The organism is Photobacterium sp. GB-210 (genome assembly GCF_003026075.1).
GTDB lineage: Bacteria > Pseudomonadota > Gammaproteobacteria > Enterobacterales > Vibrionaceae > Photobacterium.
In genome coordinates this window covers 1-15,622 of record NZ_PYNU01000014.1, presented here as the reverse complement: position 1 = coordinate 15,622, position 15,622 = coordinate 1, and the positions used below count along the sequence as shown (strand labels likewise).

The window sequence follows — 15,622 nt, the reverse complement described above, 5'->3', positions numbered from 1 at the left end:
TTCGGAGGTTTTAATGCAACAAAAACAACGTGGTTTTACCCTATTAGAAGTAATGGTGGTAATTGTTATTTTGGGCGTATTGGCGAGTTTAGTCGTTCCCAATCTATTAGGTAACAAAGAAAAAGCTGACCAACAAAAAGTTGTGACAGATATTAGTGCGCTTGAACAGTCTTTAGAAATGTACAAGTTAGATAACAGCGTATATCCAACAACCGATCAAGGTTTAGAGGCATTGGTGACAAAGCCGTCTTCTTCTCCTGAGCCGCGTAATTACCGTGATGGTGGTTATATTAAGCGTCTACCTAAAGATCCTTGGGGTTATGAGTACCATTATGTGGCACCAGGTGAACATGGCGCGATTGATATCTTTAGCTTAGGCGCAGATGGTCAAGAAGGTGGTGATGGTGTGAATACCGACATCGGTAACTGGAATATGTTGGATTACAACAAGAAGTAATAAGTCTTTATGATGAAGCGTAGTGCAGGTTTTACTCTCATTGAAATGATGTTGGTGCTGGTGTTACTCGCAACCAGCGCAGTTGCGGTGATCTCAACTTTACCGGATAACAAACGAGATGAGGTAAAAGAGCAAGCAGTACGTTTTCATCACCTCGCCCAACTATTGGGTGAGGATGCAATGCTTAATGGTGTGGACTACGGCATTCGTGTTGAGCCACACCAATATAATTTTTTGCAATTAACTCAAGATGGCTGGCAACCGCTAGAAGGTGCAAAATTTTATACCGATGTGAAGTTGGACAACGCGATTACAACTCAGGTTGAGATTGGCGGAGCGTGGAAAGATAAAGACCGACTTTTTAAATCAGATTCACTGTTTAAAGATGAAGACTTATTTACAAAGTCAGACGAAGAAAAGAAAAAGATCAAACCTCAAATTGTGGTTATGGCGAGTGGTGAATACACACCGTTTACTTTACGTTTTGAAGTCGACGGTGAAAATCAATTTTGGCGAGTCAGCGCCGATGAAGTGGGTAATTTAGTCTTGCTTAAGCCAGGTGAAACCTTAGAACAGGCAACAAAACGTGAGAAGTAAACAAGGTTTTACCTTATTAGAAGTGTTAGTTGCCTTAGCCATTTTCGCTGTTGCTGCGCTGGGTATTATGAAAGCGGTTAGCCAACACTTAAATACGCTGGGCTATTTAGAAGAAAAAACCTTTGCTGCGATGGTGGCTGATAATGAACTCGCGCAATTACATTTAAGCGGTCAGTATCCAACTTCAAGTAAGACAGGTAAGTCGACATTAGCCGATCGTGAATGGTATTGGACAGTAAAAAGTGTCAAAACGCAGCAGAGCTTATTACGCCAAATTGAGATTTCGGTAGCAAGCGATCCACAGCGTGAACATTCGGTAATAACGGTAAAGACTTATGTCGTCAATTAATCATTCCCGCCAGCGCGGTTTTACGTTACTGGAAGTACTTGTTGCAATAGCTGTTTTTGCCATGCTGAGTTTATCCGCTTATCAAGTCATGAATAACGTGATGCGTAGTGATGCGCAATCAAAAGATCATAACCAAAGATTAAAAGAAATACAGCGTGCCACGATTATGATGGATAACGATTTTCGTCAAATTGTTGCCCGTAAAAGCAGGCTTAATGGCGAAGAGCCTAACGATAAAGTGTTACAAGCTGGTGAGTACCTTTTGGATTCGAGTAGCGATGGGATCATGTTCGTGCGAACAGGCTGGCAAAATCCCCAAGCCATGTTTCCACGCGGTGATGTTACCCGCGTTGGCTATCGTGTGGTTGACGATCAATTAGAGCGTGTTTGGTTTCGCTACCCAGATAATGTTATTGGTGAAAAGCCACTGGTTAAGGTGTTATTAGATGGTGTGACTAAATTGCAGTTTTCCTTTTTCACCGATAAAAAATGGCAAGATAAATGGGATACCGCAGATAAGTTACCAGAAGGTATTAAAGTGACGATGACACTGAAAGATTTTGGTGAAATTGAGCGTATTTATCTCGTACCTACATCTGCATTATCTGCTTCTGCTGATTCGGAGCAATCACAATGATGAAAAAACAGCGCGGTGTCGCGTTAATTGTGGTGCTCTTGCTCGTCGCGTTAATGAGCTTGATCGCTGTGCAAATGACGGGACGTTTACAACATAATTTTCATCGTGTTGAGAATCAAATTCAGCATCAGCAGGCTTATTGGTACAGTTTAGGGATTGAAGCGTTAGCTGAAAAAGGTCTCGCTTTAACGTTTAAAGACAGCAAGATCATCGACTTAACTCAGCCATGGGCGATAGAAGATCAAACCTATCCGATTGATGGTGCGGTAGTCACCGGTAGCATGTTTGATAAGCAAGCTTGCTTTAACATTAATGCGCTTGGTGCTGTAAAACCCGTCGCTGATGGCAGTAAGCAGCCATTTTTGGTGACCTACTTTCAAAACATCATGATCGACAGTGGTGTTGATGATTATTCTGCAGAACAAATCGCAGATTCTAGCTGGGAATTTATTGATAAGAATACCACGGTGCAATCAAGCTACGGTGGTGAAGACAGCACGTATGAAGCATTTCAACCACCTTACTTACCCCCTAATGGTTGGTTAGCGGATCGCAGTGAATTACGTGCGATTAACGGGGTGACGGCTGATATTTATGAGAAAGTAAAAGGGTTGGTGTGTGCATTGCCAACCGATGACTTTAAACTCAATGTAAATACGATCACTCAAAGACAGGCTGTATTACTGTCAGCTTTATTTTCGCCAGAGCTTTCATTGGACGCTGCAAAAAAAATTATTAAAGATCGCGATGCCCGTCGTAAAGGGTGGGATAGCGTTGATGATTTCATGAAAGAGCTACCACAAGGCGATCAAGCTGATAAACAAGAACAACAGAAAAAGTACTTAACGGTCAGCAGTAACTATTTTTCATTAGATGCTGAAATACAAATAGATAACGCCAGATTACGAGCGGTAACGCTATTTAAACGAGATGATAATAACAAGGTGACGGTAGTACGTCGCCAGTATGGAGGAATCCGTGAGCGAATTTCTGACGATAAGACTGAGTAGTCGGCCTGAGGTGCCGGTGCAATGGCTTGTCTGGTCGCCACAGCAGAACGAAGTGATTGCATCAGGTCAGTTAGCTGATATCACGCAATTAGATCAGCTAGTGGAATATGCGGGTACTCGGCCGGTATATGGTTTAGTGCCTACCAGTGAGATGCTATTAACACAAGTTACTATTCCTGCAGGCAGTAGCCGCCAATTGACCGCTGTTTTACCTTATCTCTTAGAAGAAGAATTGGCGCAGGATGTTGAAAGTTTACATGTTCAGTTGCTGCATCGGGAAGATGATGTTGCAACGGTAGCGCTTATTGAGCATCAAAAGATGCTGCAATGGTTATCAGCATTTAAAGAATGTGGTTTAGAGCTAAAAAAAGTTATTCCAGACTGTTTGTGTTTGCCGTTGTTTGATGATGGTTATAGTGCTGCTGAAATTGAAGGGCAATGGTTGATCCGTCAATCAGAGTTTATGGGGATTTGTGCGGAAACGAGTTGGTTAGATGCATGGTTCAGTGCCCAAAAAGCGCCAATTATGTTAGCTGCAAGTGATGATGACGAGGACAACGACGAAGAGGCAGAGCAAGCTGCCATTGAATCTGCGGTGGCGGATGTTGAATCGAATCCAAGTCAAGTTGTCATACACCACTATACATCAGCACCTCAAGGTGTCAGTGGGCGTTGGCAAGCACATGCACCGGAGCTCGTGATGCAACTGTTAGCGTTAGGGGCTGCGGAAAGTAAAGTTAATTTACTATCAGGGGCTTATAAACCCCAAGCTGCTTGGCGTAAGCATTTAAAACCATGGCGTAAAGTCGCGATTGCCGCAAGTTTAGTACTTGTAGCTGTAGTCGGAGAACACGTGATGGCGTTACAACAGCTAGAGCATCAAGCCAAAGCGTACCGTGCTGAAAGTGAGCGGATCTTCCGTCAGGTTTTACCTCAGTTTAAACGTATTCCGTCACAGAGTTATTTGAAAAATCAAATGAACGCAGCATTGAAAAGCTTAGGTGGGCAGGGAGCGGATAACGGTATTTTAATGTGGTTAAGTGAGTTAAAGCCGGCATTATCAAAAGCACCGAGCGTGAAAATTGTTAATCTAAAATACGATCAAAAGCGGGGCGAACTGCGTTTACAAGCAACGGCTTCTGACTTCCAAGATTTTGAGAAGTTACGTAGTGTGTTGACGAAAGACTTTACCGTTGAGCAAGGTCAATTAAGCAAAGAAGATGGCTTAGTCAGTGGTGCCGTCGTGCTAAGGAGAAAAGCATAATGGCAGAAATTAAAGCATGGTGGAAAGCATTAAGCCAGCGAGAGCAGTATCTTGTTATGGGTGCTGGCGGTGCTTTATTGCTAGCTATCTTATACTGGGGACTATGGCAACCATTAAATCAACGCACTGAATTAGCACAAACACGTATTCAAAGTGAACGTCAGCTATTGTCATGGGTTGAAGGTAAAGCAAATAAGATCACGGCGTTTAAGCGTGCTGGTGGTACGGTAAATGTCAGTGACAAAGGACTTAACCAAGTGGTAAATGAAACGACGGAACGTTTTAAGATTGAATTGATCCGTATGCAACCACGTAATGATGCGATTCAAGTATGGGTGAAGCCTGTACCGTTCAATGCATTACTTAATTGGCTCTCTTACCTGCAAGATAACTTTGGGATTGAAACGCAATTTATTGATATCTCGAAAACTGATCAAAATGGCATGGTTGAAGTAAACCGATTACAGTTAGGACGAGGTTAAAGGTGAAATTTAAACTCGCTATCGGCGCAACATTTGGGGTGGTATTTATTGCCAGCACTATTGTCCATTTACCGGCTAATTGGGCATGGCAACAAGCACCAAAAGTTAATGGTTTATCATTAAGTGGTATTCAAGGAACTCTATGGCAAGGCTCTGCTAAGACCGTTGTGTGGCAAAATCAAAGTTTAGGTCAAATTCAATGGGACATGAAACTGGGTAGTCTATTTACAGGTAAACTCGCGTTTGATGTCCGATTTGGCCGTGGCAGTGATATGCAACTACAAGGTAGTGGTATTGTCGGTTATAGCACCTCGGGACCGTTTGCTGAAAAGCTCTTAGTCTCTGTACCAGCAGCGAATGCCATGCAGTATGCCAAGTTACCTGTGCCGTTGACATTAACAGGTAATATTGAACTTACGGTACGTGATTATCTGTATGCTGCGCCGTATTGTAAAACCTTGAATGCAACCTTGGCTTGGGCACAAGGTAAGGCGTCAACACCCATGGGAAATATTAATCTAGGCCCTGTTTTTGCCGATTTAAGTTGTCAAGAAGGTGCTATTTTAGCAAAAGCCTCACAGTCGTCTGATGATGTTAGTAGTGATTGGCAAGCAAACTTAGCTAAAAATAATAGTTACAGCTTATCAGGATGGTTTAAACCGGGGGCTACATTCCCTGAGCAATTGTCTCAACAATTAAAATGGTTAGGCGATCCTGATTCAAAAGGGCAATATAAAATTAATTACTCAGGGCGTTTGTAATTATCTAATCGTCGCGATGTGAGTGGTTATTAATCACAAACTGAATAGTAAGAGGCAGTCTAAGTAGACTGCCTCTTTATTTATCTGCGCGATTAGCTTTTAATGAAGCATAGGCACAAACAAAATTTTTCTTCGCGATAACATGACATAGGGCTTTAAGATGGCGATCAGTAAAGATAAACCTCAAATCTTATCTGCAGAGGTTGTTGCTCAATCACGACTGTTTAAAATTGAATCATTGGATTTGCGTTTTTCTAACGGTGTTGAGCGTACCTATGAACGTATGAAGCCAAGTGGTCGCAATGCGGTGCTGATTGTCCCTGTGACGGAGCAAGGCGATTTATTGTTGATCCGCGAATATTCAGCAGGTACTGAACGTTATGAATTAGGCTTTCCTAAAGGTTTAATTGATGAGGGGGAAACACCGACTGAAGCGGCCAATCGTGAATTAAAAGAAGAAATTGGTTTTGGTGCCCATCAACTACAACCATTAAAAGAAGTGATATTAGCCCCGTCTTATTTTTCCAGTCGCATGACATTGTTTTTAGCGCAAGATCTGTATCCTGAGAAACTTGAAGGTGATGAGCCTGAGCCGTTAGACATTATTCGTTGGCCATTAGCACAAGCAGAAGAGCTTCTGACGCATGTTGATTTTGCCGAAGCGCGGAGTATTACCGCATTGTTTTTAGCATTGAAGCAATTAGCACGAAAGGAGTAACCAATGGCCTATTCGCATTTACTGCCTGATGTGGTTGAGATCGCTCGAGCATCAGGTCAATTGATTTTAGATATTTATCAACGTGGTCAGTTTGAGAAACAGATCAAAGATGATAATACGCCAGTGACAAGTGCTGATCTTGCGGCTCATAAGTTAGTGATGGAGCGATTGACTCAATTAACGCCTGATATCCCCGTGTTATCTGAAGAAGATGCTAGCGTACCATTAACAGAGCGGAGCCAGTGGAAACGTTATTGGTTAGTTGATCCATTAGATGGTACGCAAGAATTTATCGCTGGTAGCGGTGATTTTGCGACAATCATTGCGTTAGTTGAAGATAACCGTCCGATCATGGGAGTGGTTTATGCGCCCGTATCTGGGGTGTCATATTATGCCTATGCAGGGAAAGGCGCGCATAAGATTACCGCTGAAGGTGAAAGTGTCAAAATTGCAACTCATCATCATGAAGAGAATACGAAGTCTATTGTTGTGGCCATTAGCCGTCGCCAAGAAATCAGTTCTATCACATCGCGATTAGATCCAAGCTACAACTATGAACTCGTCCCATTAGGATCTGCAGCATTAAAATCATGTTTGGTGGCAGAAGGTGCGGTAGATTGTTATTTACGCTTGGGACCGACAGGTGAGTGGGATACCGCAGCAACCCAGTGTATTGTAGAAGAGGCGGGCGGTCGTATTCTTAATACCCATTTGACACCGCTGTCTTATAACGAGCGTAATACATTAGAGAATCCAAATTTTATTACCTTAGGTGATGAAGGCTTGCCTTGGGCTGATATCTTAGAGCCGGATGATCGGATGATGAATGTCGATTAGGATGCAGGATAAAAACGGAGCAGATAAGCTCCGTTTTTTATTGGCTAATAGTTTTGGCTATAGGGTTAGAATAAACGGTTTAGGCCATTGAGTGCTGCCACTCGATAGGCTTCTGCCATTGTCGGGTAGTTAAAGGTGGTATTGACGAAATAATCTATCGTATTACCTTCACCTTTTTGTTCCATGATCGCCTGTCCGATGTGAATAATTTCTGCAGCGCGCTCACCAAAACAATGAATACCTAAGATCTCTTTGGTTTCTCGATGGAATAAAATCTTTAAGCTTCCCACTTCTGTGCCAGCAATTTGCGCACGAGCAAGATGCTTAAATTGGGAACGTCCCACTTCATATGGCACTTTCTCTGCGGTTAGTTGCTGCTCTGTCTTACCTACCGAGCTGATCTCAGGAATGGTGTAAATACCCGTTGGAATATGATCAATTAGCTGACCTTGAGCTTGTCCTTTACTGATCGCTTGTGCTGCAAATCGACCTTGGTCATAGGCTGCACTAGCAAGGCTTGGATAACCAATTACATCCCCCACCGCATAAACATGATCGACTTCGGTTTGATAACTGCGGTTAACCTTGAGCTGTCCACGAGAGTCAGGGGTTAAGCCAACATGTTCGAGCGCGAGTTTATCGGTATTACCAGTACGGCCATTGGCATATAAAATACAATCTGCACGCATTTTCTTGCCAGATTGTAGATGTAGGATCACCCCGTCATCAGTCCCTTCAATCTCTTCAAATATCTCATCATTACGTATCATCACCCCGTTGTTCCAGAGGTGATAAGACAGGGAGTCTGATATTTCATTATCAAGAAATTCCAGTAAGCGTTGACGGGTGTTAATTAAGTCAACTTTAACGCCAAGGCCACGGAAAATAGACGCGTATTCACAACCAATCACACCTGCGCCGTAAATAATAATATGGCGAGGATCGTGCTCTAAACGTAAAATTGAATCACTGTCATACACGCGGGGGTGATCAAAATCGACACCGTCAGGATGGTAAGGACGAGAGCCTGTTGCAATAATAAATTTATCAGCACTGTAGCGCTCAAGGCTGCCATCATTGCTTTTTACTTCAACATTGTGACTGGCAATAAAGCGTGCCTCACCATGAATAATTTGGCATTGGTTACGGTCATAAAACCCCTGGCGCATCCGTGTTTGCTTATTTACAACGACTTCAGCATGACCGAGGATTTGGCTAAAGGTGCTGTGAAGTGTTGAGTTGTTTTTGCAATAAAGCGGGTTTTGATTAAATTCAATAATACGACTAACAGCATGACGCAGAGCCTTCGATGGAATCGTTCCCCAGTGCGTACAGCCCCCACCAACACTGTCTTCGCGTTCAATAATCGCAACGTTGAAACCGGCTTTAGTTAATCCCATAGCAGCACCTTCACCGCCAGGGCCACTACCAATAATAATCACATCAAAATGACTGTTATTACTGCACTGCGTATCCGTCATCACATTATTCCTATCTGTATTGGTAACATTTTTGCATCGTAAGTGTAACGATTTGTAATCAATAGGAGAATCAATAGATGGTCAGAGCTGGCGAGGGATCACGCTCTATCGCTGAGTTGGAAGAATAAATGCGAATAATTACCCTAAACGGTGAGGTGGTAGATTGTGAAGTGTGTGAATAAATGATGTTAATCTGGCTTTGCGTGAAGGCGGTTGAGCCAGTAGTATAGGACTATTCTTACGCGATGGTTTATCTTCATTTAGTTGCGTATTATGGTCAGAAAACTATAGAGAAGCAGATGTCCATGGGGATCAGGGCTCAACAGAAAGAAAAAACCCGTCGCTCGCTTATCGATGCTGCGTTTAGCCAGTTAAGTGCAGACAGAAGTTTTTCTAATTTAAGTTTACGAGAAGTTGCTCGTGAAGCTGGGATTGCCCCAACATCGTTTTATCGTCATTTTAAAGATATGGACGAATTAGGTTTAACTATGGTGGATGAAGGTGGATTGATCCTTCGTCAGCTAATGCGGCAAGCTCGTCAACGTATTGCGACCGAAGGGAGTGTGATCCGCACCTCGGTTGAGACGTTTATGGAGTTTATCGAAAGTAGTCCTAATGTCTTTCGTCTACTATTACGTGAACGTTCAGGCACATCAACAGCATTTCGTGCTGCTGTTGTCCGTGAAATACAACACTTTGTTGCTGAACTAAGTGAGTATCTTGAGGCCAAAACTGGGGTGGCGCACGAAGAAGCGTATACCCAAGCAGAGGCGTCTGTTACTTTAGTCTTTAGTTCAGGAGCGGAAGCGTTAGATCTGGATAGCCATGCTCGTGCTGAGCATGCAGAAAGATTGATTATGCAATTAAGAATGATTGCAAAGGGTGCTTATTGGTACCGAAAAGAGCGTGAGCGTCGAGAGCTCAGGCAAAAACTATAACCTTATTTCGATTTTGTGGTGAAGGATATGGACAAGCAACAAGTTAAAGCAGAACGTAAAACTCTAGTTCTATCATTACTAGCGGGTGTATGCGGTAACGCAACATTAGCAGTACTAACGTCAAGCAGCGTGGCATTCTCTATTTTCCCTGTGCTTGCATTTGTATTGGCGGTGTACTGCCTGTACCAAGAATACCTACGTAAGCCAATGACAGAAGGTACGCCTGCGATTGCAACGGCATGCTTTTTTGTCGGCGCATTTGGTTACTCTGCATGTCTTCGTGCAGCAATTCCAGAAATGGGCTCGAACTTCTTACCATTAATGATTGCACTAGCGCTGCTATTCTGGGTGAGCTACAAAATGGGTATAATGAATAAAAAAGCCAAGCCAGAAGTTGAATCGAAATAATTTCATTAAGATCAAGAATAAAAAAGGCGCCTTCAGCGCCTTTTTTATTACGGGCTACTTGGTAATATTATTTACGTTCAAGTAATACACCAGCTTCCATATGATGGGTATATGGGAATTGATCAAATAAGGCAAAACGTGTGATTTTGTGTGTTTCACACAGGATGTCTAAATTCTCTTTGAGTGTTTCAGGGTTACAAGAGATATACATGATACGCTCATAACCTTGCACCATACGGCAGGTTCCCTCATCCATCCCCGATCGTGGCGGATCGACAAAGATCGTATTGCAGTTGTAGCTTTGAAGATCCACATTTTGATCTTTTAAGCGGCGGAACTCACGCTTACCTTCCATTGCATCAGTAAAATCTTCTGCAGACATGCGAATGATTTGTACGTTATTAATGTTATTAACCGCAATGTTGTATTGCGCAGAATCTACAGATGGTTTTGCTAATTCTGTTGCTAATACGCGTTCGAAGTTTTGTGCTAGTGCCAGTGAAAAGTTACCGTTACCACAGTAAAGTTCAAGCAAATCACCCTCGCTGTCTTGAGTGCAGTCAACAGCCCATTCAAGCATCTTTTGTGCAACTTCACCATTCGGTTGGGTAAAGCTGTTTTCAACTTGCTTGTAGGTTAGGGTGCGATCGTGCACTTTTAATTGTTCGATAACATAGTCTTGATCCAGTACGATTTTCATCTTACGAGCACGGCCGATAAGATTTAGCTTAAAACCTTCATCATTTAGGCGCTGTTTTAGCTGCTTAGCTTCTGCTGTCCACTCATCATCAAGTTGGCGGTGGTAAAGCATAGAAACAAGGATTTCCCCACTAAGGGTTGATAAGAAATCGACTTGGAATAATTTATGGCGTAGCGCTTTAATGGGTTTGATCGCATCAACCAGCATCGGCATCAAATCATTGATCAGACGGCTTGCCGCAGGAAATTGATCAACGCGGTATTTTTCACGTGTTTCTTGGTTAAACATGATATAGAAAAGATCTTCACCCTCATGCCAAACACGGAATTCTGCACGCATGCGGTAATGCTCTGCAGGAGAGGCAAACACCTCGAGTTCAGGGGTATCAAAATCAGCACAAATGTTTTGAATACGCTCTGCCTTTTCATCCAACTGTTGCTGATAATCAGCGGTGTTAAGGATGGTGGATGTCATAGTGTATGCCTCGACTGCTCAAAATAAGAGCGCAGATTTTATTGCATTGCACAGTGATGTCCAGTGTTACGCCGAGAAAAAGTCTTTTATTGCGTAATTTATTTATAACTAATAGCAAACAAAACTAGACATAAAAGCGATACATCACTAGCATCTGCACTGCGCTGGTTAACCATGGGATGGTACGGGAATACGGTGAAAATCCGTAACTGACGCGCAGCGGTAATAGAGAACGAACGCACACGGATGTATTCCAAACACTGTTTTAACAATATGATTAATCAATAGATATGGAATGATGTATTGTTGAGATGGGAAGTTGATGCCTAGGCGACCTTCTTCAGGTCATGCTCTTAAGTCCGAATACCAACCAGCGGTAAAGCACTTTTGCTTTGTTATATACGCGACTTAGGATCCTCAAATGAAAAAAACACTTTTAGCGCTGGCGGTCACGTCGGTGTATTTCCCTTCTTTTTCTATAATAGCAGCAGAAAATAACACCCAAACCGATGATGTGATGGTTGTCACTGCCAACCGTTTTGAACAACCTGTGACTTCAGTACTTGCGCCATTTAATGTCGTGACCCGCCAAGATATCGATAAGATACAAGCCAAAACACTCACAGAAGTGATTAGTTTATTACCGGGTGTGCAGGTGACGCAAAATGGTGGGCGCGGCCAGCTAGCCAGTATTATGGTACGTGGTACTAATTCCGATCAGGTACTCGTTCTCGTTGATGGTATTCGTATGGCACGAGCAGCAAAAGGTGCGGTTGATTTTAACCAAGTTCCTTTGACTCAAGTTGAGCGCATTGAATTTACTCGCGGCGCTCGTGCTGCAATCTATGGTTCAGAAGCGATTGGTGGTGTAATCAATATCATTACATTGGCTGATGTTGATTCACCATCAAAAACGAAGCTGAATGTAGGTATTGGTAGTCATAACTATCAAGAGGCGAGTGCATCAGGCGCGTATAAAGTTGGTGAAAATGGTTTGCTGCAACTTGCTGTAGGTTATGAAGATGATGAAGGCTATAACGTTAAGCCACAGCCTGGATTAAATGATGGTGATAAACATGGCTTTGCTAGTCGTAATGCCATGATTGCTTATCATCAACGTTTTAGCGATACCTTAAAAGGGTTTGTCTCTACACGTTGGTATAAAAATCAGTACCAGTATGACAGCTCATTCGTTGATTTCTTTTCTGGTGAACCAGTACATCAATATATGCAGTCAGAGCCTGAGTTATTTGACTATAGCGCAGGATTGGATTTAGATTTAGGGCGTTACCAATCTAAGTTAATTGCAGATTACCAACATCAAACGAATTACGATTACAATAAAGCGGCGACCACGACGCCTGTTGTTGCCAGTCAGGATGAGAAATTCACTCAACGCAATCTACAGTGGAATAACCATTTTACCGTTAACGACAATCTACAATTAGTCGGTGGTGTTGATTGGCGTAAAGAGTCATGGCAAGACAAGCTATCTTCAGATGCCGTTAGCAGAAACAATACGGGTATTTATGGTATTGGTTTAGTGAATGTTAATGATTTTTCATTAGAGTCTAGCTTACGTTTAGACGATAACCAGCAGTATGGTTCTCAGTTTACTTATAACGTGGCTGGTGGTTGGTATATCACTGATGAAGTGCAACTACGTACATCTTACGGCAGTGCATTCAAAGCGCCGAATTTATTCCAACTATATTCACCATTTTACGGCACTGAAACATTAAACCCTGAGAAATCAAAAAATGCGGAAGTGGCTATTGAAGCTAACTACAACGTGATTGATTTAGCTGTTACAGGTTATCGCATGGAGATTGATAACCTTATTGGTTTTAATAACACGTCTTGGAAGTATTATAACGAATCAGGAAAAAGCAAAATCAAAGGTATTGAAGTTGAAGCAGACTTTGATACGGGCTTTTTATCTCACCAGCTCAACTTTGACTTTAAAGATCCCCGTAATAGCCAAGGGCAGCGTTTAGATCGCCGCGAGAAATTCTCGTTTAAGTGGGTAGGTACAGCAAGTGTTGGTGATCTCGATAGCGCACTAACGTATCAATACCATGGCAAACGTCCAGATCAATATGGTCCAACGGGTGAGTTACCGGCTTATGATACTTGGGATCTGGCATTAACATATTGGCTACAGCCAAAACTTGCCTTAAAAGGGCGAGTAGCGAACCTTCTAAATGAAGATTATGAGACTGCTGGTGGTTATCAAATGCCTGGCCGTACTTATTACACCAGTATTAACTACCAATTCTAATCGAAAACGCAAGATTAAGGCCGCTAATATAGCGGCCTTTTTAATAAAGCTTGTACATAACGGGAAGATTCAGTACTAACCTTTGTGGTTGATGATCAGTTTTTCCAACGATCTCTAGATATTACATGGAAAATATAGAGAGAACTGAACGATTTTATTATCAGCGGTATCAGTTAGCTAACTGGGCTGTTTGCGAGAACTGAAGATCGCAGTATCATAAGGTGAGTAATGTTTATTAGGTATGGTACGAGTGAAAAAGATTGTTATTTTTGATTCTGGTGTAGGTGGTTTATCTGTTTATAAAGAAATCTACGATCTTTTACCGCAAGTGCAATATATCTATGCCTTCGATAACGCCGCCTTCCCGTATGGTGAGTTACCCGATAATATACTTATTGAGCGTACCAATCATATTGTCTCGACATTAGTTGAGCAATATCAAGCAGACTTAGTTGTTATTGCGTGTAATACCGCAAGTACAATTGTATTACCGACCCTGCGCCAAAATCTTAACATTCCTATTGTAGGCGTTGTTCCAGCGATTAAACCTGCTGCGAAGTTAAGTAATACCAAAGTCATTGGCTTATTAGCAACGCCTGCAACGGTTAAGCGTGAATATACGCATCAGTTAATTAACCAATTTGCTAGTGATTGCGAAGTTAAAATGATTGGTTCAACCCGATTAGTAGAAATGGCTGAGCAAAAGCTACGTGGTGAATCTATTTCTCTTCATGAACTCAGTGAGATTTTAGCGCCATGGCAACAGCAAGTAGATAGCATTATTTTAGGTTGTACACATTTCCCATTAATTAAAGAAGAAATAAAAGCTGTTCTTAATAATGAAGTGAATGTTGTGGATTCCGGTAAAGCGATAGCGCTACGCGTATCGTCCTTGTTAGGATTATCTGCACAAGAAAAACAACCCCATAATAAAATAAATAACCTTACATACAGCAGCGCCGCTACACAAAGTGTAGCGGCGCTGAATAAAAGTTTACGTCAAATAGAGCTGGGTACTATTCAGTCTCTACAATATCCGTATCTGCGTTTTTAGGCTCATTAGCTTCACGTACTTTTAACGTACGTTGACCGTATTCTTTATTGTTTAATTGCTCGATAGCACTATCTGCATCTAAGCTACTCATTACAACAAAGCCAAAGCCTCTGCGCTTGCCTGTACGTTTATCCTTCATTAGGCGTACAGCAAAAACATCGCCATGCTCAGCGAATAGATTTTTAACATCAGTCTCATTAGCGCGATAAGGAAGGTTACCAACATAAAGGGTTTTGCTGCTTTGAGAGGTTTCAGTATTATCGACAGGGGCCACTTCTTTAGGTTTTTGCATGAAGTAAAGTGCAGCACCGACAGCAATTGCACCTAAAGCAAAGCTAACAGAAGAATGAAGAGTAGGAATAAGGCTAAGAATTAATGCACCGATAATAGCGATAGCTAGAGCGGTTATTATGGTTGGATTATTTGATTTCATATTTAATTAAACTACATCGTCAAAATGGAAGGAAGAATGCGTAATGTTTCTTTTAACATCGAACTCACAATGATATTACTTTCATTGAGTTGTAATTACTAGCGAGTGAACCATCAGTTCATCAAATGTTGTAATTACAAGCGTATCAACCACAGTAGATGAAATAACGAGCAAATACATTATTTTTTTCAAAAAAGACTTGTCAGAGTGATCGAAGTCTCTATAATGCCGCTCCATCGAAAGGGAACACGAACAAACAAATGATCGAGTTCAAACTTTTTGAATTATTAATATCGAATAACGATTAAATCTTTGGTTTTGCCAAGGGTAGTTAATAAGAAAGTTTAAAGTTAGAATTTCTTCTTGACTACAGTTAAGGGCTGAGTAAAATACGCATCCCTGACCAATATTAAGTATTGAGTCAACGTTCTTTAACAATTTGACCATGCAATCTGTGTGGGCACTCGTTGAAAAGTTAAGTCGAAAGATTTATCAATGATACTAGTGACCAATACAAATAACTTCGGTTATTTGGCACAGTCAATTCAAATATCCTAACTAGCTTCTAGTTAGCGGTATTTTAACAGTATTCATTGAGCCGGTCGAAAGACCACAAAAACTTTAATTGAAGAGTTTGATCATGGCTCAGATTGAACGCTGGCGGCAGGCCTAACACATGCAAGTCGAGCGGTAACAGATTGATAGCTTGCTATCAATGCTGACGAGCGGCGGACGGGTGAG

General features: G+C 41.9%; 17 protein-coding genes, 1 rRNA gene and 1 riboswitch. Of the genes, 15 read left to right on the top strand and 3 right to left on the bottom strand.

Translation table 11 applies throughout. The features are described 5' to 3' along the window. The first annotated feature begins 13 nt into the window (after positions 1–13). The 10 genes from gspG to cysQ all read left to right on the top strand — a co-directional run bounded on the left by gspG (position 14) and on the right by cysQ (position 7,112). Entirely contained in the window at positions 14–457 is a 444-nt protein-coding gene (gspG, locus tag C9J38_RS14925; protein ID WP_005372551.1) for a type II secretion system major pseudopilin GspG, read from the top strand. Between the two features lie 9 nt (positions 458–466). After that, a complete protein-coding gene (gspH, locus tag C9J38_RS14920; protein ID WP_107207773.1) occupies positions 467–1,054 on the top strand; it encodes a type II secretion system minor pseudopilin GspH in 588 nt (195 codons plus the stop codon). Then, a complete protein-coding gene (gene gspI, locus C9J38_RS14915) occupies positions 1,044–1,403 on the top strand; it encodes a type II secretion system minor pseudopilin GspI (protein WP_107207772.1) in 360 nt (119 codons plus the stop codon). The genes gspH and gspI overlap by 11 nt, the downstream gene beginning before the upstream one ends. Then, the gene (gspJ, locus tag C9J38_RS14910) at positions 1,390–2,040 is read left to right on the top strand and encodes a type II secretion system minor pseudopilin GspJ (protein ID WP_045084553.1); all 651 of its coding nucleotides are present in this window, start codon (positions 1,390–1,392) and stop codon (positions 2,038–2,040) included. The genes gspI and gspJ overlap by 14 nt, the downstream gene beginning before the upstream one ends. Then, complete coding sequence (gene gspK / locus C9J38_RS14905) at positions 2,037–3,050, top strand: type II secretion system minor pseudopilin GspK (protein WP_107207771.1); 1,014 nt, start codon at positions 2,037–2,039, stop codon at positions 3,048–3,050. The genes gspJ and gspK overlap by 4 nt, the downstream gene beginning before the upstream one ends. After that, on the top strand, positions 3,019–4,314 hold the full coding sequence (gene gspL, locus C9J38_RS14900) for a type II secretion system protein GspL (protein WP_233218513.1): 1,296 nt from the start codon (positions 3,019–3,021) through the stop codon (positions 4,312–4,314). Before gspK ends, gspL begins: the two co-directional genes overlap by 32 nt. Then, positions 4,314–4,796, top strand: a complete 483-nt coding sequence (locus tag C9J38_RS14895; RefSeq protein WP_105061428.1) for a type II secretion system protein M — start codon at positions 4,314–4,316, stop codon at positions 4,794–4,796. Before gspL ends, C9J38_RS14895 begins: the two co-directional genes overlap by 1 nt. 2 nt (positions 4,797–4,798) lie before the next feature. Next, positions 4,799–5,557, top strand: coding sequence for a type II secretion system protein N (locus C9J38_RS14890; protein WP_107207769.1), 759 nt, complete (start codon positions 4,799–4,801; stop codon positions 5,555–5,557). A gap of 160 nt (positions 5,558–5,717) precedes the next feature. Next, a complete protein-coding gene (gene nudE, locus C9J38_RS14885) occupies positions 5,718–6,275 on the top strand; it encodes an ADP compounds hydrolase NudE (protein WP_107207768.1) in 558 nt (185 codons plus the stop codon). 3 nt (positions 6,276–6,278) lie between these two features. Next, the gene (gene cysQ / locus C9J38_RS14880) at positions 6,279–7,112 is read left to right on the top strand and encodes a 3'(2'),5'-bisphosphate nucleotidase CysQ (RefSeq protein WP_107207767.1); all 834 of its coding nucleotides are present in this window, start codon (positions 6,279–6,281) and stop codon (positions 7,110–7,112) included. Between the two features lie 65 nt (positions 7,113–7,177). On the opposite strand, the gene sthA is transcribed toward cysQ, so the two are convergent. Beyond that, the gene (gene sthA, locus C9J38_RS14875) at positions 7,178–8,593 is read right to left on the bottom strand and encodes a Si-specific NAD(P)(+) transhydrogenase (protein WP_107207766.1); all 1,416 of its coding nucleotides are present in this window, start codon (positions 8,591–8,593) and stop codon (positions 7,178–7,180) included. A 305-nt stretch (positions 8,594–8,898) separates the two neighbouring features. Between sthA and fabR the strand changes: the two genes are divergently transcribed. Together fabR and C9J38_RS14865 are read left to right on the top strand one after the other, a co-directional pair. After that, on the top strand, positions 8,899–9,531 hold the full coding sequence (gene fabR, locus C9J38_RS14870) for an HTH-type transcriptional repressor FabR (protein WP_107207832.1): 633 nt from the start codon (positions 8,899–8,901) through the stop codon (positions 9,529–9,531). Between the two features lie 27 nt (positions 9,532–9,558). Beyond that, a complete protein-coding gene (locus tag C9J38_RS14865; protein WP_107207765.1) occupies positions 9,559–9,939 on the top strand; it encodes a YijD family membrane protein in 381 nt (126 codons plus the stop codon). A 67-nt stretch (positions 9,940–10,006) separates the two neighbouring features. Here the strand turns inward: C9J38_RS14865 and trmA are convergent, their stop codons facing one another. Further along, positions 10,007–11,113, bottom strand: coding sequence for a tRNA (uridine(54)-C5)-methyltransferase TrmA (gene trmA, locus C9J38_RS14860; protein WP_107207764.1), 1,107 nt, complete (start codon positions 11,111–11,113; stop codon positions 10,007–10,009). Between the two features lie 148 nt (positions 11,114–11,261). Further along, a riboswitch (cobalamin riboswitch) is annotated at positions 11,262–11,503 on the top strand. A gap of 31 nt (positions 11,504–11,534) precedes the next feature. Here trmA and btuB point away from each other — a divergent pair. Together btuB and murI are read left to right on the top strand one after the other, a co-directional pair. Next, a complete protein-coding gene (gene btuB, locus C9J38_RS14855; protein WP_107207763.1) occupies positions 11,535–13,394 on the top strand; it encodes a TonB-dependent vitamin B12 receptor in 1,860 nt (619 codons plus the stop codon). A gap of 241 nt (positions 13,395–13,635) precedes the next feature. After that, on the top strand, positions 13,636–14,448 hold the full coding sequence (murI, locus tag C9J38_RS14850) for a glutamate racemase (protein ID WP_107207762.1): 813 nt from the start codon (positions 13,636–13,638) through the stop codon (positions 14,446–14,448). Here murI and C9J38_RS14845 read toward each other — a convergent pair. Next, positions 14,411–14,881, bottom strand: coding sequence for an RNA-binding protein (locus C9J38_RS14845; RefSeq protein WP_107207761.1), 471 nt, complete (start codon positions 14,879–14,881; stop codon positions 14,411–14,413). The two genes, murI and C9J38_RS14845, sit on opposite strands and share 38 nt — an antisense overlap. Before the next feature lie 622 nt (positions 14,882–15,503). Here C9J38_RS14845 and C9J38_RS14840 point away from each other — a divergent pair. Further along, a 16S ribosomal RNA gene (locus C9J38_RS14840) occupies positions 15,504–15,622 on the top strand; the annotation flags it as partial.

Coding starts and splice junctions, on each gene's coding strand:
- gspG (WP_005372551.1), top strand. CDS start 14: ATGCAACAAAAACAACGTGGTTTTACCCTATTAGAAGTAATGGTGGTA.
- gspH (WP_107207773.1), top strand. CDS start 467: ATGATGAAGCGTAGTGCAGGTTTTACTCTCATTGAAATGATGTTGGTG.
- gspJ (WP_045084553.1), top strand. CDS start 1,390: ATGTCGTCAATTAATCATTCCCGCCAGCGCGGTTTTACGTTACTGGAA.
- gspK (WP_107207771.1), top strand. CDS start 2,037: ATGATGAAAAAACAGCGCGGTGTCGCGTTAATTGTGGTGCTCTTGCTC.
- C9J38_RS14895 (WP_105061428.1), top strand. CDS start 4,314: ATGGCAGAAATTAAAGCATGGTGGAAAGCATTAAGCCAGCGAGAGCAG.
- nudE (WP_107207768.1), top strand. CDS start 5,718: ATGGCGATCAGTAAAGATAAACCTCAAATCTTATCTGCAGAGGTTGTT.
- cysQ (WP_107207767.1), top strand. CDS start 6,279: ATGGCCTATTCGCATTTACTGCCTGATGTGGTTGAGATCGCTCGAGCA.
- sthA (WP_107207766.1), bottom strand. CDS start 8,593: ATGACGGATACGCAGTGCAGTAATAACAGTCATTTTGATGTGATTATT.
- fabR (WP_107207832.1), top strand. CDS start 8,899: ATGGGGATCAGGGCTCAACAGAAAGAAAAAACCCGTCGCTCGCTTATC.
- C9J38_RS14865 (WP_107207765.1), top strand. CDS start 9,559: ATGGACAAGCAACAAGTTAAAGCAGAACGTAAAACTCTAGTTCTATCA.
- trmA (WP_107207764.1), bottom strand. CDS start 11,113: ATGACATCCACCATCCTTAACACCGCTGATTATCAGCAACAGTTGGAT.
- btuB (WP_107207763.1), top strand. CDS start 11,535: ATGAAAAAAACACTTTTAGCGCTGGCGGTCACGTCGGTGTATTTCCCT.
- murI (WP_107207762.1), top strand. CDS start 13,636: ATGGTACGAGTGAAAAAGATTGTTATTTTTGATTCTGGTGTAGGTGGT.
- C9J38_RS14845 (WP_107207761.1), bottom strand. CDS start 14,881: ATGAAATCAAATAATCCAACCATAATAACCGCTCTAGCTATCGCTATT.